This is a genomic window from Methylobacterium sp. 190mf, from assembly GCF_900107945.1.
In the GTDB taxonomy this organism is placed as follows: domain Bacteria; phylum Pseudomonadota; class Alphaproteobacteria; order Rhizobiales; family Beijerinckiaceae; genus Methylobacterium.
The window spans coordinates 161,789-184,119 of sequence record NZ_FNVI01000007.1 but is presented as its reverse complement, the minus strand read 5'-3'; the positions used below and the strand labels follow the sequence as shown (position 1 = coordinate 184,119).

General features: G+C 74.6%; 18 protein-coding genes. 11 read left to right on the top strand and 7 right to left on the bottom strand.

The window, feature by feature from the left end; translation table 11 throughout:
- Positions 1–174: 174 nt before the first annotated feature.
- Positions 175–1,080: an AraC family transcriptional regulator gene (locus C4T42_RS10595; RefSeq protein ID WP_103985089.1), complete on the bottom strand. Its 906-nt coding sequence runs from the start codon at positions 1,078–1,080 to the stop codon at positions 175–177.
- Between the two features lie 96 nt (positions 1,081–1,176).
- Between C4T42_RS10595 and C4T42_RS10590 the strand changes: the two genes are divergently transcribed.
- On the top strand, positions 1,177–1,923 hold the full coding sequence (locus C4T42_RS10590; RefSeq protein ID WP_020092186.1) for an SDR family oxidoreductase: 747 nt from the start codon (positions 1,177–1,179) through the stop codon (positions 1,921–1,923).
- A gap of 97 nt (positions 1,924–2,020) precedes the next feature.
- Here the strand turns inward: C4T42_RS10590 and C4T42_RS10585 are convergent, their stop codons facing one another.
- The 4 genes from C4T42_RS10585 to C4T42_RS10570 form a co-directional block, all read right to left on the bottom strand.
- Entirely contained in the window at positions 2,021–5,062 is a 3,042-nt protein-coding gene (locus tag C4T42_RS10585) for a PAS domain-containing protein (protein ID WP_043712368.1), read from the bottom strand.
- Between the two features lie 207 nt (positions 5,063–5,269).
- Positions 5,270–7,732, bottom strand: coding sequence for a two-component system VirA-like sensor kinase (locus C4T42_RS10580; protein WP_103985088.1), 2,463 nt, complete (start codon positions 7,730–7,732; stop codon positions 5,270–5,272).
- Positions 7,729–8,757, bottom strand: coding sequence for a cytochrome c peroxidase (locus tag C4T42_RS10575; protein ID WP_020092189.1), 1,029 nt, complete (start codon positions 8,755–8,757; stop codon positions 7,729–7,731). Before C4T42_RS10575 ends, C4T42_RS10580 begins: the two co-directional genes overlap by 4 nt.
- Positions 8,758–8,759: 2 nt before the next feature.
- Complete coding sequence (locus C4T42_RS10570; RefSeq protein ID WP_020092190.1) at positions 8,760–9,521, bottom strand: response regulator; 762 nt, start codon at positions 9,519–9,521, stop codon at positions 8,760–8,762.
- Positions 9,522–9,895: 374 nt separating this feature from the next.
- Here C4T42_RS10570 and C4T42_RS31470 point away from each other — a divergent pair, with 374 nt between their 5' ends.
- From C4T42_RS31470 to C4T42_RS10555, 4 genes are all read left to right on the top strand, one after another.
- Positions 9,896–10,198 carry a hypothetical protein gene (locus C4T42_RS31470; RefSeq protein WP_146073993.1) on the top strand — a complete coding sequence of 101 codons (303 nt, stop codon included), beginning with the start codon at positions 9,896–9,898 and terminating at the stop codon, positions 10,196–10,198.
- Positions 10,199–10,308: 110 nt separating this feature from the next.
- Positions 10,309–11,592, top strand: coding sequence for a nucleotide disphospho-sugar-binding domain-containing protein (locus C4T42_RS10565; RefSeq protein ID WP_020092191.1), 1,284 nt, complete (start codon positions 10,309–10,311; stop codon positions 11,590–11,592).
- Entirely contained in the window at positions 11,583–12,872 is a 1,290-nt protein-coding gene (locus C4T42_RS10560) for a Bcr/CflA family efflux MFS transporter (protein WP_103985087.1), read from the top strand. Before C4T42_RS10565 ends, C4T42_RS10560 begins: the two co-directional genes overlap by 10 nt.
- Positions 12,833–13,690 carry an alpha/beta hydrolase gene (locus tag C4T42_RS10555; protein ID WP_020092193.1) on the top strand — a complete coding sequence of 286 codons (858 nt, stop codon included), beginning with the start codon at positions 12,833–12,835 and terminating at the stop codon, positions 13,688–13,690. The genes C4T42_RS10560 and C4T42_RS10555 overlap by 40 nt, the downstream gene beginning before the upstream one ends.
- Positions 13,691–13,772: 82 nt before the next feature.
- Here C4T42_RS10555 and C4T42_RS10550 read toward each other — a convergent pair whose 3' ends face one another.
- Positions 13,773–14,012: a hypothetical protein gene (locus C4T42_RS10550; protein ID WP_020092194.1), complete on the bottom strand. Its 240-nt coding sequence runs from the start codon at positions 14,010–14,012 to the stop codon at positions 13,773–13,775.
- Between the two features lie 244 nt (positions 14,013–14,256).
- On the opposite strand from C4T42_RS10550, the gene C4T42_RS10545 reads away from it, so the two are divergent.
- From C4T42_RS10545 to C4T42_RS10530, 4 genes are all read left to right on the top strand, one after another.
- The gene (locus C4T42_RS10545) at positions 14,257–15,507 is read left to right on the top strand and encodes a cytochrome P450 (protein WP_020092195.1); all 1,251 of its coding nucleotides are present in this window, start codon (positions 14,257–14,259) and stop codon (positions 15,505–15,507) included.
- A gap of 307 nt (positions 15,508–15,814) precedes the next feature.
- Entirely contained in the window at positions 15,815–17,116 is a 1,302-nt protein-coding gene (locus tag C4T42_RS10540; protein WP_020092196.1) for a glycosyltransferase, read from the top strand.
- A 300-nt stretch (positions 17,117–17,416) separates the two neighbouring features.
- Positions 17,417–17,662, top strand: coding sequence for a hypothetical protein (locus C4T42_RS10535; protein WP_020092197.1), 246 nt, complete (start codon positions 17,417–17,419; stop codon positions 17,660–17,662).
- Positions 17,663–17,670: 8 nt separating this feature from the next.
- On the top strand, positions 17,671–18,612 hold the full coding sequence (locus C4T42_RS10530; RefSeq protein ID WP_020092198.1) for an adenylate/guanylate cyclase domain-containing protein: 942 nt from the start codon (positions 17,671–17,673) through the stop codon (positions 18,610–18,612).
- A 77-nt stretch (positions 18,613–18,689) separates the two neighbouring features.
- Here the strand turns inward: C4T42_RS10530 and C4T42_RS10525 are convergent, their stop codons facing one another.
- Positions 18,690–20,294, bottom strand: coding sequence for an ATP-binding cassette domain-containing protein (locus C4T42_RS10525; protein ID WP_103985085.1), 1,605 nt, complete (start codon positions 20,292–20,294; stop codon positions 18,690–18,692).
- 238 nt (positions 20,295–20,532) lie between these two features.
- On the opposite strand from C4T42_RS10525, the gene C4T42_RS10520 reads away from it, so the two are divergent.
- Entirely contained in the window at positions 20,533–21,282 is a 750-nt protein-coding gene (locus tag C4T42_RS10520) for an NAD(P)H-binding protein (protein ID WP_103985084.1), read from the top strand.
- A gap of 62 nt (positions 21,283–21,344) precedes the next feature.
- Positions 21,345–22,283 (top strand): sigma-70 family RNA polymerase sigma factor, encoded by a 939-nt coding sequence (locus C4T42_RS10515; RefSeq protein WP_020092201.1) that lies wholly within the window; start codon positions 21,345–21,347, stop codon positions 22,281–22,283.
- Positions 22,284–22,331 lie beyond the last annotated feature (48 nt).

Genomic DNA, 22,331 nt, shown 5'->3' with positions numbered 1-22,331 from the left:
AGGGGCCGTGGCGCGTCGGTCGCGCCGCGGCGGGTGACGGGGTCGAGCGCGATTTCGGTCTCGTACCCGAACCCGGCCTCGGGGCGAAGGGCCGGCTGTCCCCGTCGATGCCGGTGCCGGACCGGAAGGAAGCCGCCTCGCCGTGTCGGGGGCACGACGGCCAGCCGGCCCGGATCACGGCACCGGCCGCTCGCGGGCGTACCGGACCGGCGGCCGGCCGACGTGCCGGGCGAAGGCGACGCTGAACGTGCTCGCCGAGCTGTAGCCCACCCGCGCGGCCACCTCGGCCATCCCGACCGCCTCGCGGCTCAGCAGATCCTTCGCCAGCGCCATCCGCCACGCCAGCAGGTACTCCATCGGGGCGACCCCGACCGCGCGGCGGAACCGCTCGAAGAACGTGGACCGGGAGAGGCCCGCCTCGCGCGCGAGCGCGGCCACCGTCCAGCTCGCCGTCGGCCGGTCGTGCATCCGCCGCAGCGCGGCGGCGAGCCGGTCGTCGGCGAGGCCGCGCAGCAGTCCCGAGGGCGCCGCCGGCCCGGCGGTGGCGCGGAGCGCCTCGATCAGCACGACCTCCAGCAGGCGCGCCAGGACCACGTCGCGGCCCGGCCGGTCGGCGCGGGTCTCCTCGTTCACGAGGCCGAGCAGAGTGGTCAGCCGGGCGGCGCCGCGCACATGGACATACCGGGGCAGCAGCGAGACGAGCAGATCCGCGTCGCTCGACGCGAAGACGCAGTGGCCCACGAGCATCCGGACATTCGGCGGCCCCTCGGCGTCGCCGAGCCGGAACACGCCGGGGCTCACAGCGACGGGACGCTGCGCTGCGCGCCGCGGGGGCGGCGGCTCGAGGCTGGTGGTGGTGAACGCGTGGGCCGCGGGGATGAGGACGAAGTCGCCCTCTCCGAGCACGATCCCGGCCTCGCCGTCGATCGCGAGGCGGCACCCGCCCTCGAGCACGGCGGCGTAGAACGGAAGCCCGGAATCCGTGCGCAGCACCGCCCAGTGACCGCAGCCGGTGACGAGCTTGGACAGCGGGGCGCTCGGCCGGAGGAGGCCGACCACCTGGGTGAGCGGATCGGGCATTCTCGGACGCTCGCCAATGCGAAACGGACTTGCGCACGTATCAGGTCCGGCCCGCGCTCCCTATCACCCCGTTGCCGCTTCTGCACGGGAGTTCCCATGAACACGATCCTGATCACCGGCTGCTCGTCCGGCTTCGGCCTGGAGACGGCCCGCACCTTCCTCGAACGGGGCTGGCGCGTGGTCGCCACGATGCGCGGGCCGCGGAGCGACCTGCTCGCGCCCTCCGATCGTCTGAGCATCCTGCCGCTCGACGTGACCGACCACGACAGCATCGACCGCGCGGTCGCGGCGGCCGGACCGGTCGACGCGCTGGTCAACAACGCCGGCGTCGGGCTCCTGAACGCGCTGGAGGGCGTCTCGATGGACGCCGCGCGGGAGGTGTTCGAGACCAACACCCTCGGCACCATCGCGATGACCCGAGCGGTGCTGCCGCAGTTCCGGGCGCGCCGCGCGGGCGTCGTCGTCAACGTGACGTCGAGCGTGACGCAGCGCCCGCTGCACCTGCTGTCCGTCTACACGGCGAGCAAGGCGGCGGTGAACGCCTTCACCGAGTCCCTGGCGCTGGAACTCGAACCGTTCGGCATCCGCGCCCGGCTGGTCATTCCCGGACGGTCCCCGGAGACCGCGTTCGGCGCCAACGCGCGCGCCCGCATGGGCATGGACATCCCCGAAGCCTACGCGGCGGTGGCCGCGAAGGTCTTCGCCGGCATCCAGCAGGCGGACGGGGACCTGACCCGGTCCTCGGACGTGGCGGAGGCGGTGTGGCGCGCGGCGACCGACCCATCGTGCCCCATGCGTCTGCCCGCCGGTGCCGACGCGGTGGCGTGGGCCAAGGCGAGCTGAGGGCGGGCTGAGGGCGAGCTGAGAGCTGGCTGAGGGCGGCGGCGAACCGCGCAGGCCCCGGCCCGGAGGTCCGGGATCCCGACGCGGGAGCCCGGGCTCAGGACGGATCCGCGAGCGCGCCGGCCTTCCGGCGCGGATCCAGGGCCCGATGCAGGATGCGGCCGAGCTGCTCGGCCGAGTACGGCTTGTGGAGCAGCGTGAAGTCGTGGGCGTCCGACTGCGCGAGAACGTGGCTGTAACCCGATGTCAGCACCACGGGTACCTGCGGCGCGCGCCGCCGGAGCTCCTGCGCGAGCGCGACGCCGCCCATGCCCGGCATCACCACGTCCGAGAAGACCAGGTCGAAGCGGTTCTCCGCCCGGCCGAGCTCCTCCAGCGCCTCCTCGGCGTTGGCCGCCCAGGTCGGCCGGTAGCCCAGATCCTCCAGGATCTGCGTCGCGAACTGCCCGACGCCGACATTGTCCTCCACGACTAGGACACGCTGCCCGCTCCCGAGCGGCGCGAGGTCGGCATCTTGCAGGCGGTCATCGGCCGGCCGCTCCTCGGACGCCACCTCCGGCAGGTAGAGGGTGAACGCGGTGCCCGCAGCGAGGGTGCTGCGCACGTCGACGTCGCCGCCCGACTGCTTGGCGAAGCCGAACACCTGGGACAGGCCGAGGCCGGTCCCCTTGCCGACCTCCTTGGTGGTGAAGAACGGCTCGAAGATCCGGCCGATCCGCTCGGGCGGGATGCCCGTGCCGGTGTCGATCAGCGACACGGCCGCGAAGGGCTTCCGGGACCCGGCATGGCCGCGGATGGCCGGCAGGGCCGCGCCGCAGGTCACGCGCAGGGTCAGCGTGCCTTCCCCGTCCATGGCGTCGCGGGCGTTGACCGCCATGTTGACGAGCGCGGTCTCGAACTGGCTCACATCCGCCCGGATCAGACAGGTCGCCTCCGGCACCTCGGTCACGACGTGCACCCGCGCGCCTGTCAGGGTGTCGAGCATGTCGGCGATCGCCCGCACCCTCTGGCCGACCTCGAACACCTCGGGCTTGAGGGCCTGCCGGCGGGCGAAGGCCAGCAGCTGGCCGGTGAGCTTCGCGGCCCGCTCCACGGTCTCGGAGACCGCGTCGAGGTAGCGGCGCTTGCGGACCTCCGGCAAATCGGGCCGGCGCAGGAAGTCGACGGACGAGCGGATGATGGTCAGCAGGTTGTTGAAGTCGTGCGCGACGCCGCCGGTGAGCTGGCCCACCGCCTCCAGCTTCTGCGACTGGCGCAGCGCCTCCTGCGCCTGGGCCAGCTCGGCCTGGCCGCGCAGCCGCTCGGTGACGTCCATGACGAACTGGTAGCAGCCCGTGCGCTCGCCCCGCGCGTCGCGCAGGGTGCGGAAGCTGATCTCGTAGTAGGGGCGCGCCCGCTCCGCGTCGCCGAACTCCTCGACCAGGGTGATCTCCTCGCCGGCGAGCCCGCGCCCCCACCCCGCCCGCACCTGCGCCTGATGCTCGGGCTGGTCGGCCAGCAGGTCGAGCATGTTGTCGCCCACCTTCGGCCTCACGCCGTAGATGCGCGCGAACTCGTCCGCATTCGCCTTGTTGATCGCCAGGATGTTGTAGTCGAGATCGGCCGCCATCACCATGATGTCGGTTCTCTCGACGATCGTGGCGAAGAGATTGCGCTCCGCGGTGCGCTCGGAGACCTGCAGCTCCAGCGTCTCGTTCAGGTCCTGGAGGCGGCGCTCGCTCTCGGCAAGCCGCGTCTCGGCCTCCTTGCGCCGGCTGAGATCGGCCGTGACGATCAGCAGGCTCTTGAGTCTGCCGTCCGCGTCGTCGAGGCGCCGGATGCTGCTGCTGGCCCAGATCGCGCTGCCGTCGGGGCGGAGATAGCGCTTGTCGAGGGTGACGTCGCGGTCGGTCTCGAGGGCCCGCGCCAGCGCGGCCGCGCTCGGCGCCCGGTCCGCGGGATCGGTCACGTCGGCGACGCCGAGCCGCAGCAGCGCCTCGGCCGGGCGCCCGAGGATCCGGCACAGCTCGGTGTTGACCCGCAGGAAGCGCCCCGCGGCATCCACCTCGGACAGGCCGACCGAGGCGCCGGCGAAGATCGCCGCCAAGTGCTCCTCGCTCTTGCGCAGGGCCGCCTCCGCGCGGGCGCGCTCGATCGCCGCCTTGACGCGCTCGCCGACGTCGCGGATCAGGTTCCCCTCGGCGGTGGTCCAAGCGCGCGGCACCGCGCTCTGCACCGCGAGCAGGCTCACCCACTCCGCGCCGCGGAACAGCACGACGTCGACGAAGGCCGCGACCTCGCGGGATCCGAGGCCGGCGCGCGCCGCCTCGCTGAAGCGGGGATCGGCGGCCACGTCCTCGACCGCGACCACCGTCCCGTCGCGGTAGGCGGCCAGCAGGTCGGGGCCGAACGCCGCCAGGGAATGCTCCCCGACGATCGAGCCGACGCCCCGGACGTATTCCCGCTCGACCTTCATCAGGCTGCCGGCGATCTCGGCGTAGAAGACGCGGCTCGCGCCGACGCGCTCGCCGAGGCGCCGCGAGGCCACCGCGACGATCTCCGCCGACGCGGTCAGCGGACGGAGCGTGTCGCTGAGATCGAGCAGGAAGGATTGCCGCTCCTCGTTGTCCCGGCGCGACGCCTCCGTCTCGCGCGGACGGCTGGCGGCGGCCGCCTGACCGGCGATCGCCGTGCAGGTCCCGACGAGGCCGGTGACGCGCCCCGCCGTGTCCCGGACCGGCACCAGGGAGAGCGCGAAGCGCGCCGCGTCGGCACCGCCGTCGCCGTGGAGGAGGGGCTCGCCCTCCGCCGTGTGGACCGGCCGGCCAGCATAGGCCCTGTCCACGAGGGACGCGAGATCGGCACCGACCCCGCCCCAGACCGCGAGACAGTCCCGGCCGAGGGCCGCGGGATGCCGGTCGCCGAGGATCTCCGCGTAGAGATCGTTGTACAGGAGCCGCCGCTCGGGGCCCCAGAGGATGAACGTCGGCCGGTTCGCGCCGAACATGACCCCGACGAGGGTCGTCAGCGATTCGGGCCAGGCGAACAGCGCGCCGAGGGGCGTGCTGTCCCAGTCGTGCGCGCGCAGGAGCACGGCCATCGCGCCGCCGTCAGCGAGGAAGGCCGGGTCGCAGATCGGGGCGTCAGATCTCCCGTGCATGGCGTCCTGACGCGGCTTCGACGGGCATCGGGGTTCCTCGCGCGACGGGGTCTCGGCGAGACTCGACCCGGCCCGTTCGATCGTCGAGGCGGCATCGCGCATCTGGCCGCCCGTCATGCCAGACCGGTCCCACGTGACGCCGAGCTTGTCAAAGCCGGGATAGCACCCGCGTGGCCGGATCGCAGGATCCTGATGCCGCCGGTGCCCTCAGGAGACGGCGGCCGGGCGACGCGCCGGGTCGGCGGAGGCGAGATGGCGCCGCAGGGTCACCGCCAGGGCGTTCGAGCGCCACGGCCGCCGGACGATGTCGGCGACGGGAACCGCCGCGAGGCGCTCCGGCTGCACCGCGTCGGTCGCCGACAGCGAGAGCACGATCGGCCGCCCGGAGATCCGCGCGGCGCGGTGCGCGAAGGCGAGGCCAGAGAGATCGGCGAGACGGTTGTCGACGATCAGCAGATCGAACCGTCCCGGCTCCCGCCGCAGGACGGCCAGGGCCGCCTCGGGATCCGCGTAGCCGACCGGCTCGTAGCCCAGCGCCGCCAGCGTCTCCTCGTCGTCCTGGACCGACCGGCGCGTGCGCCCGACCAGCATCACGGTCCCGCCGGCCGCCGCGCCGTCCGCGGCCTGCGGGATCACGGGCAGCCACACCGCGAAGGTGCTGCCGCTGCCCGGCGCGCTGCGCACGTCGAAGGCGCCGTCGTGCTCCTGAACGAACTCGAAGGCGGTGGCGAGCCCGAGGCCGGTCCCGGCCGGTCGGGTGGTGAAGAACGGCTCGAAGATCCGCGCGAGCGTGGCCTCGTCCATGCCGCGGCCGGTGTCGGACACGCGGATCCGGACGTAGGCGCCGGGCCGCAGGGTGCCGTGGGTCAGGGCGCTCGACCGCGGCAGGGCGACGTGGTCGAGCTGCACGTCGACGGCCGCGCCCGGCGCGGAGGCTTGGACGGCGTTGCGGATCAGGTTGTGGACGACCTGCTGCAGCTGTGCCGGCTCGCCGCCGACGCGGGCGCCCGCCGCGGTGCCCGAGAGCGCGATCGTGGCGGGTCCGGCCGTGGAGGCCCGGATCTGCGCCACGGTCTCGTGGACCACCGCGTCCGCCGCGCTGGTGTACTGCGCGGAGCGCGCGGGGCGGCCGAAATCGAGGATCTGGCCGGCGATCTCGCGCGCGCGGCCGCCGGCCTGGACCAGCAGCCCGATATGCTCGGCCGCCCGCCCCGGATGGGCCGGCAGGGCGTCCCCGGCGATCTCGGCGTGGCCCAGCATGACGTTGAGGACGTTGTTGATGTTGTGGGCGACCCCGCTGGCGAAGGTCCCGATGGCCTCGAGCCGCTGGGCGCGGCGCAGCGCCGCCTCGATCTCCCGGCGCTCGGCCCAGACGTGCTGTCGCTCCAGGGCGGCCGCGAAGCTGTCGGCGACGACCTGCAGCAGGCCGCGCGAGTGCCGCAGCCAGGGCGGCAGGCCGGAGGTGGTGCGCTCGAAGCAGAGCAGGCCGACGATCCGATCGCCCCGGCGCAGCCGCGCGCAGGCCCACGAGACGACGCCGCGCTCGGCCAGGGAGCGGCGCAGGGCCGGCGGCCCGGTCTCGTCCGCCACCTCGACGAAGATGAGGTCGCTGGCGGCGGCCGCGACGTCGTGAACGAGGGTCTGCTGCGCCGCCGGCCAGCCGCTCGGCGGCGCGAGGCCGGGCCGGTTCCAGAGATGCACCGCGCCGGTGCCGTCGAGCATGAGAACGTAGCCGTGATCCGTGTCGAGCCCTTCGCCCACCATGGCGAGGACGTCCACGATGCGCGTGTCGGTCTCGTCGGGCTGGATCGCCAGGAAGCGGTTGGCCGCCTGCGCCACGACGGTCTGGAAATCCACGGTCCGGCGCAGGATCCGGGTCCCGGCACGCATCAGCACCCCCACGCGGACCACGAGGGCGAGCAGCGCGAGGGCGACGGCGTAGAGCGCGAGGCGGAATCCGTCCGCCCGGGCCTGGCGCCGGTCGCGGAGGCTTCGCCGGGATTCCAGGAGCGCTTCGCGGGCCGCCTCGCTCGACGAGGCCGGCAGCGAGCGCGTGACCGCGTCGACGTGCGGCAGCAATTCCAAGAGCTGGCGCCCGTGCAGGACGATGGCGTCGACGTCGCCGGCCCGGGCGGCCGCCCCGTCGGCTTCGTGCAACGTCTCGAGACGGGTGCGGATGTCGGCGAGGCGCGCGGGCGTCGAGTCGCGCACGAGTTCCGAGATGCGGATCTGGAGCGCGGCCACCGCGCGCGCGAGGCCGGGGGCGATGTCCGACTCGGACAGCCGGTCGCTGAGCGAGTCGAAATAGGCGATCGAGTTCTGCACCAGGGCGTTGCCGGTCTTGAACCGTTCGACCATCGCGGCCTCCCGATCCACCGCTTCGGCCAGCGCCCGGACGTCGGGATCCCCGGCATTGCTCGCCTGCAGGTCGGCCCCGGCCTTCTGCATCTCGCGCAGGTGCGCGACGATCGGGTCGTAGTTGCGCAGCAGGCCGGTCCGGGCCCGCAGCACGTCGTGCTGCATGCGCGACTCGGCCAGAGCCAGGGCATCGACCGTCCGCTGGGTCGCCAGGTAGGCGGCCTCCATCCCGCCGTTGCCGTTGATCAGCAGCCACGTCAGCAGCGCCGCGAGCAGCGCGCCGAGCGTGACGGCCTGCAGGGTCAGTCTCATAGCTGCGGCTTGCCGTCCTGAGAGGCTGCGCCGGGCGCTGGCGGCGCTGTCAGGGGCCGGCCCTCGTAGGTGCCGGTCAGGGTCCCGAGGAAGGCGACGATCCCGTCGATCTGCGCGGGGGTGAGTTCCCGGCCGAGCTGCGCCCGCGCCATGAGCCGCACCGCCTCGGGGAGCGTGGCGATCCCGCCGTCGTCGAAGTAGGGCGCCGTGACCGCGACGTTGCGCAGGCTGGGTACCCGCAGCACCTCGGCCACCTTGTTGGGGATCGTGACGAAGATGCCGACCTTCTCGAACAGGTTGCCGCCGACATTGACGCCCTGGTGGCAGGACGCGCAGCCGATCCGGCGGAACAGGTCGTAGCCCGCCTGCTCCGCGCCGGTGATGGCGTGGGCGTCGCCGCGCAGCCAGCGGTCGAAGCGGCTGTCGGGTGTGAGGAGCGTGCGCTCGAAGCTGTTGATCGCGTCGATCACCGTCTCCCGGTCGGCCGCGCGCCCGTAGGCGGCCTGGAACATCGGGGCGAGCACCGGGTCGCCGCGCACCGTGTCGAGGATCCGGGGCCAGGAACCGCCCAGGAACTCGGGCCGCGTCAGGGCGAGCTCGGCCTGCTCGCGCAGGCTCGGGATGTCGCCGGCCCAGCCCAGCCGGAAGCTGAGCGCCGCGTTGAAGGCCGTCGGCGTGTTGCGCGGAACCGGCGTTCCGTCGGCGGTCAGGTTCCGGGGTATCGCGCTCGCGCCGCTGGTGCGGATGTCGTGGCAGGTGATGCAGGCCCGGTCGCCCCCGCGTGACAGCCGCGTGTCGTTGAAGAGCAGGCGGCCGATCGTGGCCCGGGCCGGGTCCGCCTCCAGGGTGTCCGGCACCGGGGTGATCACCCCCAGCGCGTCCGCCGCCTCGGCGGAGAGCGCGGTGTCGACCGGCCTGTCGTGGCCGGCTGGCCTCTCGTGGGCGGCCGCGGCGAGGAGCGCCGCGGCGCTGCCGAGGAGCGCCGCGACCGCGACGCGCCATCGGCCGGCCCGGAACCGGGTCACGGCTACAGCTTCTCGACGGTCGCGGCGAGGACGTAGCCGACGCCGCGCTCGGTGACGATCAGGCGCGGCGCGCTCGGATCCACCTCCAGCTTGCGGCGCAGCCGCAGGATCTGGACGTCGATGCTGCGATCGAACACGTCCTCGTGGACGCGCGTGGCCTGCAGGAGCTGCTCGCGGCTGAGCGGGCGCTGGGGCGCGTCGAGGAAGGCCACCAGCAGGGCGTACTCGCCCTTGCTGAGCGCGACATCCGCGCCTTCGGGATTGGTGAGGCGCCGGCGACGCCGGTCGAGCACCCAGCCTTCGAAGCGGCTGCGGTGGGACTCCTGGACCCGCGCCGGGGCGGGCGCCACCTCGGCCCGGCGCAGGATGACCCTGACCCGCGCGAGCAGCTCGCGCAGCCCGTATGGCTTCACGAGGTAATCGTCGGCGCCGAGCTCGAGGCCGATCACCCGGTCGATCTCGTCCCGGCGATGGCCGGTGGTGATGATCACCGGCAGGTCGCTCCGGGCCCGCAGGTCGCGCAGCAGGTCGAGCCCGTTCTCCGAGCCCAGCCGCAGGTCCAGCACGACGAGGTCGAATTCGGCCTCCGCGAGCCGCTTCTCCGCCTCCACCCGGTCGGTCGCCGCCGTCACGGCGACGTCGTGGTCGGCGAAGTGGTCCGAGACGATGCGCTGCATACCCGCGTCGTCCTCGACGAGGAGGATGCGGGTCGTGCCGGCGCGCGCGCTCCGACCCTGACTCCGGTCCAGACTGGATTCGATCATGGCCACCTCCGGTTCGCGGCGGCCCGCCGCGACGGCACGATCTCGACGCGCCGGTTCGGGGAGCGGGAGGAGCGTCCGGTTGGGCTGATAGCGCCACCCGGATGTCCTTCGCGTCCGTCGCCGGCCCGCCCCGGCGGCCAATCTGGGCGCGTCCGGTCATCGGGCCTTACACGGCTGAGTTGATATCACGCCCCCTAAAAGATTGCGCGCTTCATATTGTGCGTGACAGCACAGCGCGAGCATTCGTCCCGGCACGTACCGTATCGAACAAACGAAAACGCCACCGTTACGGCTGTAACCGAGATCATCTTGTTGAGACACCGGGATGTAACCCGCGGAAACCAGGATCGTGCTCTCACAATAGAGAGGTGATCATGACTGACGCCGCGATCCCGGATATCGGTCCGCACCTTCACCGAATTCTCTGCAAGTCCGAGCCCGACTGTCGGAAGCCCGCCGCTGGTCTTCCCGGGCCGTCGGGACGCCCGGCGCGGGAGCGCGGCGGCCCGGCTTCGTCCCCGATCGCCGCGCCGCGACCGGCGCTCGCCCGCCACGGACGATGGCTGCTCGACGCGCTGGTGGTCAGCTTCGCATTCGGCGGGTGCATTCACAGTATCCACCCGGACTACGTCGATTTCCTGCGCGATATCAGCAGCAGAAATCGGCACCGAACCTGACGCTCCTGCCGTCGAGAGCTCCACGTCGTCTTTCAGATCGCTCCAGGGAGGTCAGCCGATTCGCGGCCTCCGCGCGCCTCCGCGCGCGATCATCTCGGGACATTCAGATCATGTCGCTCAACGTCCTCTGCATCTCGTGGGGCACCACCGGCAATCTCAGCCCCGTGCTCACGGCGGCCCGGCAGCTGCGCCGGGCGGGGCACCGCCCGCGCGTCATGGCCGACCCGGCGATGTGCGGGGAGGTCGAGGCGGCGGGCTTCCCGTTCGTCGGCTGGCGCCGCGCCCCGACCGGCCTCGACGCCGACCCGGCCGATTTCTCGGATCTCGCGGATTGGCTGCGGCAGACGATGTTCTCCCCGGCCGGCGCCTACGCGGCCGACACGCTCGACGAGATCCGCCGCCTCCCGACCGATGCCGTCCTGAGTCTCGACCTCCTGCCCGGCTGCGCCCTGGCGGCCGAGGCGGCCGACCTGCCGCACGCGGTCCTGTCGCCGCATATCAGCATCCGCCCGCTCCCCGGCATTCCGCCCGCCGCGAGCGGCCTGACGCCGCCGCGGACCGAGGCGGAGCGGGACGCGGTGGACGCGGCGACGGCCGCCATCGTGTCGGCGATGGAGCGGGGCCGGCCGGCGCTCAACGCCGCGCGGCGCGCCTTCGGGCTGCCGCCGGTCGCCAGCGCCTTCGCCCATTTCGATCAAGCCGACCGCGTCCTGCTGGCCGTCAGCCGGGCCTTCGACTTCGACACGCAGGCGCTGCCCGCCAATTACCGCTACATCGGCCCGCTGCTCGACGAGCCGAGCTGGTCCCGCGGGACGGGGCACGCGTGGTCCGGTACGGGACGGCGGCGGATCCTCGTCGCCGGCAGCACCGGCGCCCAGAACCAGACCGACCTGCAGCGGCGCGTCGCGCGCGCCGTCGGCGCGGTCGAGGCCGAGACCATCGTGACGACCGGCCCGAATGTCGGGCCCGCGGACCTGGCCGCCCCCGCCGCCGTCCGGGTCGTGGCGGCCGCCTCCCACGACGCCCTCATGGCGCAGGCCGACCTGGTGGTGTGCCAGGGCGGTCACGGCACGGTCAGCCGCGCCCTGCTGCACGGCGTGCCGCTGCTGGTGATCCCCCTGGCCCGCGACCAGGCCGACAACGCCGCCCGCGTCGCCCTGCGCGGCGCCGGCCTGCGCCTGCCCGCCGACGCGGGCGAGGCCGAGATCGCCGCGGCGGCGCGCCGGCTCCTGGCGGAGCCGGGCTTCCGCAGGGCCGCCGCAGTTCTCGGGGCGGCCGTGCGGGCGGATCTCGACGCGGGCGGCCTCGTCCGCGAGATCGACGCGATGGTGGCGGCGCGCCGGGCCTCCGCGGACCGGGGCGGCGCCCGGGGCGGAGACCGGCTTTGGGCCTGATCCGCGCGCCCGCGCTGGCGCGGCCCCGCATCCGCCCCGGCTCGGCCGCCTTCTCGGCGCTCCTCGGGCTGCTGGCGGCGCTCCCGACCTTCGGGATCGACATGATCCTGCCGAGCCTGTCGGACACGGCGACCGCGCTGCACGTCCCGGCCACCGCGATGGGCGCGGCCATGGGCATCTACCTGCTCGGTTTCGGCGGCGCGCTGCTGGTCTACGGCCCGGTCTCGGACCGGCTGGGCCGCAAGCCGGCCATCGTCTGCGGCTGCCTCCTCCTCGTCGTGGGCAGCCTCGGCTGCGGCGCGGCGCGGACGCTGCCGGACTTCCTGCTGTTCCGGATCCTCCAGGGGATCGGCGCGGCGGGCCCCGGCATGGCGGTCCTCGCGATGGTGCGCGACCTGTTCGAGGGCGAGGCCGCGCGCGCCCGGGTGTCCTTCGTCGTCCTCACCATCAACGTGGTGCCGATGATGGCCCCGACCATCGGTGCCGGGCTGATGGATCTCGGCGGCTGGCGCCTGATCCACGCCGCGCCGGTCGCCGCCGCCCTGGCGGCCCTGGTGGCGATCCGGCACATCGACGAGCCCCTGCAGCGGGCCGCGGGCCCCGGGCCGGCCTCGGGGATCCTGCGCGGCTACGGGCGGATCCTGGCGAGCCGGGTCTTCCTCGGCCACGCCCTGTGCAACGCCGCGGCGGCCGGGGCGGTCTTCGCCTACATCACCGGCTCGGCGCTGGTGTTCATCGACGCCCTCGGGCTCAGTCCGCTGGCCTACGGCCTGGTCTTCGGGGCGAGTTCCCTGTCGGTGATGGTCGGCGCCTTCCTGAACGGGCGGCTCGCGGCCCGGGGCGTCCCCCCGCCGCGGGTGATCGCCGCCGGCCTCGTTCTGGCGACCGGCGCGGCTTCCCTGCTCCTCGTCGCGGCGCTCGCCCGACCGCCCGCGGCCGCGCCGGTGGTCGCCGCGATGGTCGGCGTGGCCCTGGCCTTCGGCCTCGTCTCGCCCAACGCCGTGCACGGTGCGACGGAGCGCGACCCGGCGGCCGCGGGCGCGGCCAGCGCCGTCGCGGTCTTCCTGCAGATGCTCGCGGCGGCCGTCGCCAGCGACCTCGTCGCCCGGTTCTTCGACGGCCGGTCCGCCCTGTCGATGGCCGCCGTGATGCTCGGCTGCAGCCTCGCGGCCGCCGCCGCCCACGCGGGTCTCGCCCGGCCGGCGCCCCGCGCCCCCTCCCGACCCTACGGAGAACCCGCATGCTCTTCGATCCGCCCCCCTGGCAGCCCCTCCACCTGACGCGCGACGGCGGCCGGCTCGCCCATATCGAGGCCGGGCCGCTCACCCCCGAGGGGCAGCCGCTGCTGCTCATCAACGGCTGGACCGGGGACCACGGCATCTTCACGCCGCAGATCCGGCACTTCTCGCGGACGCGCCGCGTCGTGGCGGTCGACCTGCGCGGTCACGGCGCCAGCGACGCGCCGGAGCGCGACTACACGGTCGCGGGCTTCGCCGAGGACGTCGCGTGGCAGAGCCGGACGCTGGGCCTCGTGAAGCCGATCGTGATCGGCCACAGCTTCGGCGGCGCGGTGGCGCTGGAGCTGTGCGGCCGCCATCCCGACCTCGCCGCCGGCCTCGTCATGATCGACTCGATCGTCCTGCCGTCTGCGGACGCGGCGGGCGGCGCCGCGATCGAGGGGCTGCTGGCGGGCGTCGGCGGCCCGGATTACCGGTCCGTCGTGCGGGAGATGGCCTGGGCGATCGGCGGCGCCTACGACCACCCGGCCCGGCGGAAGGCGATCTTCGAGACCTTCATCCTCGGCCCCTGCCAGCGGACACCGCAGCACGTGGCCCACGCGGCGCTGCGCGACATGGTGCTGGCCCACGATCCCGTCCCGGCCGCGCGCGCCTGCCGGGTCCCGATGGCCTACATCTCGGCGGACGTGCCGCTCGTGGCGGCGGCCCGCGACCTCGACCGGCTGCGGGAGCTCTGCCCGCAGCTCGTCACCGCCCAGACGCTGCTGGCGGGCCACTTCAACACGATCGAAGTGGCCGAGCAGGTCAACGCGATGATCGAGCGCTTCCTGGCGGTCGGCCTGCGGCCGCGCGCGCGGTAGCGGGACGCCGCGGGACCAACGCCCGTCAGGCGGGCCGGGACCCTCCGCGGAGGCCGTCCCGCGACCCGTCGCGCGGGGCGCGTCAGGACGCCGGGCCGGCCTCCGTCCGGTCGCCCAGGAGGCGCCGCGCCGACGAGATGACCTGGAGCGTCTGGGAGCTCAGCTGCTCCTGGCGCGCCCGCTGCTCGTACTGTCTCAGGCGGACGATCAGGCCGTCCTCGTCCGGGATCCCGTGGTCCATACCGCCGATCACGAAGTCCGTGATCGTCCGTCGGAGCAGCGTCTCGAAGACGTCGTCCGTATTCGCCAGCCCTGCAACCATGAGGACTTCTCCTTCTGCGAAGCGGCGCCTTTTTCGAAGGGTCAAGTTACGGCATGATTTCGGAACATCTCACACACCATCCGCGCGGCGACCGGCGTGCTCTTCCGCACAAGGCGGCCGCGGCGGCGACCGGGCCGCCGGCGCGCCGCATGTTATGGCTGTAATGTTCGACCCAGCTCCCGCAATCATCCTGTAGTCCGGGCTTCCGAGAGTTCTCGCGCAACACAGCAGCGAGAATCCACAGATGAATGCGACCGAAGATCTGACGCGACAGGCAGGCCCGCCCGAAGCCCCGACCCGCGTCCCGACCGGCGTCCCGACGCTCACGGTGGCGGAGTTGGAGGCCGACCCGCACGGTGTCTACCGCGCCTGGCGGCCGCGGCTGCCCTTCGTCGGCCACGAGGTCGCGGGCGTCCTCGTCCTCCGCGCCCGCGACGTCGACCTGCTGATGCGCGACCCCCGCGCCCAAGCCACGGAGACGCTCTATCCGGAGTCGCGCGCGATCCCCGAGGGGGCGCTGTTCGACATCTTCGCGCACGGCATGCTCACGGCCAACGGCGCGGTCCACCGCCGGCGCCGCTCGCCCTTCACCCGCACCTTCGCGGCGCGCCTGATCGAGGGCCTTCGGCCCCGGATTCGCGTCGCCGCTGAGGGCCTCGTCCGCGACTGGCTGGGGGACGGGGAGGTCGACCTCGTCGCGCGCTACACCGCGCAGATCCCGGCCCAGGTCATCGCCGACATCCTCGGCCTGCCGCGCGACGACATCCCGCGGTTCACGCACCTCGCCTACGAGGTCTCCCGGGTGCTGAGCTTCACCTTCGGACCGGAGGACATCCCCGATCTGGAGGCGGCGGCGGTCGCGCTGCAGGACTACGTGGCCGGGATCCTCGCCGCGCGCCGGTCGGCGCCCCGCGCCGATTTCCTGTCGCGCTTCCTCGCGGAGACCGAGGCGGCCGGCGAGCTCACGCAGCAGGAGGTGGTGATCCAGCTCGTGCAGATGATCATCGGCGGCACCGACACGACCCGGGTCGCCGGCGCCATGCAGGTGGCGCTGCTGCTGCAGCATCCCGAGCAGTGGGCGGCGGTCAGCCGCGATCCCGACCTGATCCCGGCCGCGGTGGCGGAGTCGCTCCGCTACGAGCCGAGCGCCGGCTCCGCCGGCCGGGTCGCCCGGGAGGACATTCCCCTCGACGGGCACGTCGTGCCGGCCGGAAGCCTGATGCTGCTCTCGACGCTGTCGGCGATGCGGGACGAGACGGTCTACGCGCGTCCCGACACGTTCGACATCCGGCGCACCGACCTCCCGCGCCTCCACCCGGTCTTCGGCGGCGGCGCGCACCGGTGCATCGGCGAGGCCCTGGCGCGGGTCGAGCTGGAGGAGGGACTGGGCGCCGTGCTGCGCCTCGCCCCGCGCCTGCGCCTGACCGGCGCGATGCCGGTCCTCCGCGGCCACAGCGGCATCCGCCGCATCGACGCGCTGCGGGTCGCCGCCTAGCGCCGTTCCCGACCGGATGGGGACGGCGGCGCTCGCCGAGCCCTTCGCCGCGCGTAGCGAGGTCCCTCTCCCGCACGGGAGGGGGACCAGGGCGCGGCTGCCTCGACAGGATCGCCGCCCCTCCGGACCGCTGCGACCCTGTCGCGCCGTCTCCCGCGCGTCCGACGCGCGCCCGTTGCAGCCGTAGCCGCTTCGGCCCCGCGCCGCAGCGACGCCGTAACGGACCGCCCCCAGCCTCGCTCCCGGACGCCCCGGCGAACGCGCCGCGATCGCGGCGCCCTCACGCCCCCCACGGAAAGGACAAGCGATGAAGGTCCTCCTCTGCTCGACGCCCGCCACGGGCCATCTCAATCCCCTCCTCGCCATCGCCCACATGCTGATCGCGGACGGCCACGAGGTCATGGTCCTCTCGGGCTCGGCCTTCCGCGACCGCATCGTGGCGGCCGGCGCCCGCTTCATGGCGCTGCCGGGCGCGGCGGATTTCGACGGCCGCGACCTCCGCGCGGTCGTGCCCGAACTTGCCGAGATCGCGCCGGGACCGGACTGGCTGCGCGTCGCCATGGAGCGCGTGTTCGTCGACCGCATCCCCGACCAGGCGCGCGGCCTGCGCGCGGCGCTCCGGGCCTTCCCGGCCTCGCTGGTGATCGGCGACGACATGTTCTTCGGCGCCCTGCCGCTGCTGCTGGGGCCGCGCGCGGAGCGCCCCGCCATCGTCCTGTGCGGCACGTCGATCCTGCACTGCGCGCGGCCCGACCGGGCTCCGGCCTTCCTGGGCCTCCCGCCGGCCGAGACGCCCGAGCAGGAGGCCGCCTACGGCCGCATCGCAGAGGCCTACGAGGCGGCGGTCGACCGGCCGGTCGGGCTGAGCCTCGCCGCCAAGCTGGCGGAACTCGGCCGGGCCGCCCCGCCCTGGCCGCTGTTCGACGCGGTGGTCCGGCTCGCCGACACCTACCTGCAGCTGACCGTCCCTAGTTTCGAGTACCCGTTCCCGCTGCCGCCGACGGTGCGCTTCATCGGGGCGCTGCCGATCGTCCCGGGGCAGGCGGCGCTCCCGCCCTGGGCGGGCGACCTCGACGGCGCGCGCAAGGTCGTGCTGGTCACGCAGGGCACGGTCGCGAACCACGATTTCGGCCTGCTCGTCGGCCCCGCCCTCCGGGCGCTGGCCGATGAGACCGACATCCTGACCGTGGTGACGGGCGGCGGCCGGGGGCTCGACGCGATCCCCGGCCCGATCCCGGCCAACGCGCGGCTCTCGCCCTACCTGCCCTTCGAGTGGCTGCTGCCCCGGGTCGACGCCATGGTGACCAACGGCGGCTACGGGAGCGTGAACCAGGCCCTGAGCCACGGGATCCCCCTCGTCGCCGCCGGCCTCACCGAGGACAAGGCCGACGTGAACGCCCGCATCGCGTGGTCGGGGGCCGGGATCGACCTCGCCGCGAATGACCCGACGCCGGAGGCGATCCGGAAGGCGGTGCGGACCGTGCTCGACGCGCCCGGCCATCGCCGGGAGGCGCGGCGCCTCGCCGCCGAGTTCGCCGCCTACGACGCCAAGGCCGAGATCCTGCGGCTCCTGTCCAGCCACGGCGACCGCGCGCGCAGCGCCGCCTGAGCGTCCGCCGCACCCGGCGTGGGACCGTCCCGGGACTGTCCCGGCGGGGACGGCCCCCGCATCCGCGCCCATCACGGCACCCGGTCTGGCGGACCGGGTGCCGTTCGCGTGTCGGGGCGACCATTGGGGCGACTGTCGGGGCGACGAGCCCGGACCCGGGTCACGACCGTCCCGGCAACGATCCCGCGCCCGCCCGTCGTTCGCGCCGCGTGTCTGCTGTCATTGTTTTCCGATCCGCCGAAATCGCGGTGAAAGATCGGATTTTTACTTCGGACGCTCCACCACGAGGAGCACGAGATCATGATCTCACACCGCACACGGGCCGCCGCAGCCACCGCGCTCGGGACGATGCTGACAGTCCTGGCGGCCCCGACCGCCGCGCCGGCGCAGCCGGTCCCGCGCTTCGCGCAGCCCGACGTCCCGAGCGTCGCGGCGATCGCCCGGGCACGCCCGTTCCGGACGGATCTAGACCTCCGCTCCCCCGCCGTGGAGCGGGAGCATTCCCGGGCGCAGCGCATCATCGCCCGCGTCTGCTCGCGCTGCTGATGCCCGCGATGGCGCTGCGGGAGCCCCGCGCGGACACGGCGGACGCCTGTTCCGGGCTCGCTGGCGGTGTCGGGCGACGGGCGCGGGCCGTTCCCCTCCGCCGACACCTCGCCGTCGCGGCGGCGGGGCGCGGCCGGCTCCTCGCCGCGGCGCCGCTGCCGCTGCTCCTGGCGCTCGCGGCCACGACGACGCCCGAGCCCGTCACGGTCGGGCTCGGCGGGCTCGCCCTGGCATGGCTCTCGCTGCGGGTGCACCGCCTGCGCGGCGCCGCGTGCGCCGCGACGCGGCAGCGGAACAACCTCGCGCGCCTGACCGCGCCGACGGTCGCCCGATGGGTCGCCGAGACGGATCGCGCCGCCCGGCGCCCCGGCTGGGAGCAGGAGGCGACGGTGCTCTTCGCCGACATCCGCGGCTTCACCCGCCTCTGCGAGGGCATGGCGCCCGGCGAGGTCGCGGCGTTCCTCGCCGCGTTCCGGTCCCGTGCCGCGCGGGCGATCGAGGCGGCGGGCGGCTTCGTCGACAAGTTCGTCGGCGACGAGGTGATGGCGGTGTTCGGCGTGCCGGACGCAGCGCCCGGGGATGCCGGTCGCGCCGTCGCGGCGGCCCGCGCGCTCGCGGCCGCGATGGCGACCTGGAGCCGGGAGCGCGGACAGGCCGGCCTGCCACCGGTGCGGGTCGGCATCGGGCTGCATCGCGGCCCGGTCTTCATCGGCGTCATCGGGGCGGAGCGGGTCGAGTTCACGGCAGTCGGCGACACCGTCAACGTGGCCCGTCGGCTGGAACAGATGACCCGCGCGCTGCCCTGCGACTGCCTCGCCTCCGAGGCGGTCGTCCGGGCGGCGCCGTCCGGCGGGGCGCGGATCGTGGCTGTCGGGCCCGTGCGCGGCGGCCGCACCGTCCTGCGCCTGTTCACCCTCCGGCTCGATCCGGCCGGGACGCGTGCGGACTGAACCGACGCCTCCTGAAGACCCGGCGGGGTAGGGGGCGGCGACTGCGTCCCGTCCCGCCGCCGTTCCGGATGCCACCCTCAGGCGCGGGGCCGGTCGGCGAGGTCGTCGAGGTCGACGCGCCGGGTGATCCCCAACGCGTCCAGGAAGGCCGCGTCGTGGCTGACGACGAGGAGCGCGCCGTCATAGGCCGCCAACCCGGCCTCGAGAGCCTCGACCGCGTCCAGGTCGAGGTGGTTGGTCGGCTCGTCGAGGATCAGGAGGGGCGGGGGCGCGCGGTTGCCGAGCACGCAGGCGAGGGCGGTCCGGACCCGCTCGCCGCCGCTCAGCGCCGCGACGGGGCGGTCCGCGGCCGCCGCCCGGAACTGGAACCGCGCCAGCGCCGCCCGGCACCCGTTCGCGTCCTCCTCCGGGTTGAGACGCGCGAAGTTCTCCGCCACGGTCCGGTCGCGATCGAGGAGGTCGAGGCGCTGGTCGAGCAGCGCGGCGCGCACCCCGACCGAGACGCGGCCCGACCACGGGCTGAGGCGGCCGGCGACCAGCGCGAGCAGGGTCGACTTGCCCGAGCCGTTCCGCCCGCGGAGGGCGACGCGCTCCGGACCCGTGACCGCGAGGGACACGTCCCGCAGGACCGGCTGACCCGGCCGGTAGCCGACCGTCACGTCGGTGAGCGCGAGGACGCGCCGGTCGGCGTGGAGCCCGCTCGGCGGGAGCGCGATCGCGGCCGGCTTCACCGCCGCGATCCGGTCCCGGGCCTCCGCCAGATCGGCCTCGGCGCCGGCGCGCTGGCGCTCGGTGAGGCGCGCGCTCCCGCCCGCCGTCCGCTCCGCGTTGTCCCGGCGAGCCCCGGCCAGGATCCGGGGCAGGTCGCCCTTCGCGGAGCGGCGGTGCCCGGCCGCGTCGCGGCGCTGCTGGCGCTCGACGCGCTCCTGCGCCCGGCGGGCGAGGTCCGTCGTCCGCTTCTCGGCGACCGCGAGGTCGTGCTCGGCCGCGGCGAGACGCGTCGCCTTGGCCTGCCGGAAGGCGTCGAAATTGCCCCGGTAGCGGGTCGCCTCCGCCGGCGCGAGGTCCACGATCGCGTCCATCGCGTCGAGCAGGGCCCGGTCGTGGCTGACCACGATCGCGCCGGCGCGCCATCCCTGCAGAAGTTCCAGGACCGCCCGCCGCCCGTCGCGATCGAGGTCGTTGGTCGGCTCGTCGAGGAGCAGGAAATCCGGCGCGGCGAAGATCGCCGCCGCCAGCGCCGCGCGGGCGCGCTGCCCGCCGGAGAGGCGCCGGAGCGGCGTGTCGGGGTCCACCGCCACGCCCATCCGCGCCAGCGCTCCCGTCAGGCGCTCCGCGAGCGTCCAGTCGGCGACGGCGAGCTCGTCGGCCTCCGCCGCACCGGCCTCCGCGCGGCGGAGCAGCGCCAAGCCCGCCGTCGCGCCGAACAGGTCGGCGACGGTCTCGTCGGCGGTCGGGGCCGCGAACTGGCGCAGCAGGGCGACCGTGCCGTCGCGGTGGATGCTGCCGCCCGTCGGCGCGAGGCGGCCGGCCAGGAGGTTCAGGAGCGTGCTCTTGCCGGCCCCGTTGCGGCCGACGATGCCGGTCCGCTCCTGCCCGAAGCTGGCGGTGATGCCGGAGAGGACGGCGCGCCCGTCAGGCGCGGTCCACGCGAGGTTCAGGAGGGCGAGCTGTGCTGGCATGCGGAGAGACGGTCCTGGCGACAAGGCGGGGCGGCGTTGCAGTCAGGGTCAGTCTCATCGGCGTCTCGGCTCCGGCGGGGGGGCCTCCGTAGCGCCGGTCGCGGCCTCTCGCAACGCCGCGGCCGTCGCTTTTTGCGGCGGGATGTCACAAACCGGGATGCTGCATCGTCCTGTCGCCGACCGGGACGCCGGAGCGGCAGGGTGCCCCTCGGCCCGGTCCGCGCGGGAGACAGACGTCATGAAGATCGTGGTGATCGGCGGCAGCGGCTTGATCGGCCGGCATCTGACGGCCGAGCTGAAGCGCGCGGGCCATGAGGCCGTCCCCGCCTCCCCGAGCACGGGCGTCGACGCCGTGACCGGCGCCGGCTTGGCCCAGGTTCTCGTCGGCGCCGACACCGTGGTCGATGTGGCGAACGCGCCCTCCTTCGAGGAGGCGGCGGTGCGCGACTTCTTCGAGCGCTCGAGCCGCAACCTCCTCGCCGCCGGCCGGCAGGCGGGCGTCAAGCACCACGTCGCCCTCTCGATCGTCGGCGCGGACCGCGCGGACGGCAACGGCTACTTCCGGGCGAAGGTCGCGCAGGAGCGGCTGATCGCGGCGTCGGGCCTTCCCTACACCATCGTCCGCGCCACCCAGTTCTTCGAGTTCGTCGCGACGATCGCCGAAGCCTTCGCGGTCGGGGAGCGGATCCTCGTGCCGGACGCGGATTTCCAGCCCATCGCGGCGGCGGACGTGGCCGCGGCGCTCGCCGCGGTGGCGGTCGGCGCGCCGGTCGACGGGACGATCGACGTCGCGGGGCCGGAGCGGCTGCCGTTCCGGGCGTTCGTCGCCCGGCGCGCGGCGGCCGCCGGCGACGGCTGCGCGGTGACGGTCGACGCCGCGGCCCGCTACTTCGGTGCCGCGCTGGCGCGAGGCTCCCTGGTCCCCGACGACGCGGCCGCGGCCCGCCTCGGGGATACGCGCTTCGAGACCTGGCTCACGACGGCATGACGGGACCCGACCTTCCCCGCGGGCGGGCTCCGCCCCGACGCGATCAGGCCTCCGGTCCGGTCATGCCGCCGGGGCGCGGGGACGGGACCGCCGCCTTCGAGGCCCACCGTCCCCGGCTCCTGCGCATCGCCTACCGCATGCTCGGCTCGCGCAGCGAGGCCGAGGACGTCGTGCAGGACGCGTGGCTGCGCTGGGTCGCGGCGGACCGGAGCGGGGTCGCGGCGCCCGACCGGTTCCTCGCGCGCGTCGTGACGCGCCTCTGCCTCGACCAGATCAAGTCGGCGCGCGCGCGCAGGGAGAGCTATGTCGGCCCCTGGCTGCCGGAACCGCTGATCGAGCCGCTGGTCGAGCCGGGGGCGGACGGCGTGGACGAGGACGACCTCACGCTGACGCTGATGCTCGCGCTCGAGCGGCTGTCTCCCTTGGAACGCGCGGCCTTCCTGCTCCACGACGTGTTCGGCCTGCCGCTCGGCGACGTCGCGGAGACGCTCGGGCGAACGGCGCCGGCCGTGCGCCAGCTCGCGGCGCGCGCGCGCCGGAACGTCCGGGCCGCGCGCCCGCGCTTTCCCGTGACCCGCGACGAGGGCGAGCGCGTCGCCCGGGCGTTCTTCGAGGCCTCCGCGAGCGGCGATGTCGCGGGGCTGCGGACGCTGCTCGCCGACCGCGTGACGCTCTCTTCGGACGGGGGCGGCAGGGTGCTCGCCTTCGTCAACCCGATCCGGGGGCTCGAGCGCCTGCTCCGGCTCTACGCGGGCGCGCGGCGCAAGTGGGGCGACGGCCGGGCGGCGCTGGTCGGGTTCGTGTGGATCGACGGGCTTCCGGGCTATGTCACCCGCGAGCGCGGCGGCCTCCTGCAGACGACGGCCCTCGCGATCGAGAACGGCCGGGTCGACGCCATCTACATCACGCGCAATCCCGACAAGCTCCACCACGTCGCGCGCGCCGTCGCGGCCGGCCCGGGACCCGGCGACGCGGCCGGGCCTGCGGCGCGCCGGTCTTGACGATCCGCCCCGCGGCGCGGCTTGCATGGCGCGCGGCGGGCCCTCGCG

Coding starts and splice junctions, on each gene's coding strand:
- C4T42_RS10595 (WP_103985089.1), bottom strand. CDS start 1,080: ATGCCCGATCCGCTCACCCAGGTGGTCGGCCTCCTCCGGCCGAGCGCC.
- C4T42_RS10590 (WP_020092186.1), top strand. CDS start 1,177: ATGAACACGATCCTGATCACCGGCTGCTCGTCCGGCTTCGGCCTGGAG.
- C4T42_RS10585 (WP_043712368.1), bottom strand. CDS start 5,062: ATGCACGGGAGATCTGACGCCCCGATCTGCGACCCGGCCTTCCTCGCT.
- C4T42_RS10580 (WP_103985088.1), bottom strand. CDS start 7,732: ATGAGACTGACCCTGCAGGCCGTCACGCTCGGCGCGCTGCTCGCGGCG.
- C4T42_RS10570 (WP_020092190.1), bottom strand. CDS start 9,521: ATGATCGAATCCAGTCTGGACCGGAGTCAGGGTCGGAGCGCGCGCGCC.
- C4T42_RS31470 (WP_146073993.1), top strand. CDS start 9,896: ATGACTGACGCCGCGATCCCGGATATCGGTCCGCACCTTCACCGAATT.
- C4T42_RS10565 (WP_020092191.1), top strand. CDS start 10,309: ATGTCGCTCAACGTCCTCTGCATCTCGTGGGGCACCACCGGCAATCTC.
- C4T42_RS10555 (WP_020092193.1), top strand. CDS start 12,833: ATGCTCTTCGATCCGCCCCCCTGGCAGCCCCTCCACCTGACGCGCGAC.
- C4T42_RS10550 (WP_020092194.1), bottom strand. CDS start 14,012: ATGGTTGCAGGGCTGGCGAATACGGACGACGTCTTCGAGACGCTGCTC.
- C4T42_RS10545 (WP_020092195.1), top strand. CDS start 14,257: ATGAATGCGACCGAAGATCTGACGCGACAGGCAGGCCCGCCCGAAGCC.
- C4T42_RS10540 (WP_020092196.1), top strand. CDS start 15,815: ATGAAGGTCCTCCTCTGCTCGACGCCCGCCACGGGCCATCTCAATCCC.
- C4T42_RS10535 (WP_020092197.1), top strand. CDS start 17,417: ATGATCTCACACCGCACACGGGCCGCCGCAGCCACCGCGCTCGGGACG.
- C4T42_RS10530 (WP_020092198.1), top strand. CDS start 17,671: ATGGCGCTGCGGGAGCCCCGCGCGGACACGGCGGACGCCTGTTCCGGG.
- C4T42_RS10525 (WP_103985085.1), bottom strand. CDS start 20,294: ATGCCAGCACAGCTCGCCCTCCTGAACCTCGCGTGGACCGCGCCTGAC.
- C4T42_RS10520 (WP_103985084.1), top strand. CDS start 20,533: ATGAAGATCGTGGTGATCGGCGGCAGCGGCTTGATCGGCCGGCATCTG.
- C4T42_RS10515 (WP_020092201.1), top strand. CDS start 21,345: ATGCCGCCGGGGCGCGGGGACGGGACCGCCGCCTTCGAGGCCCACCGT.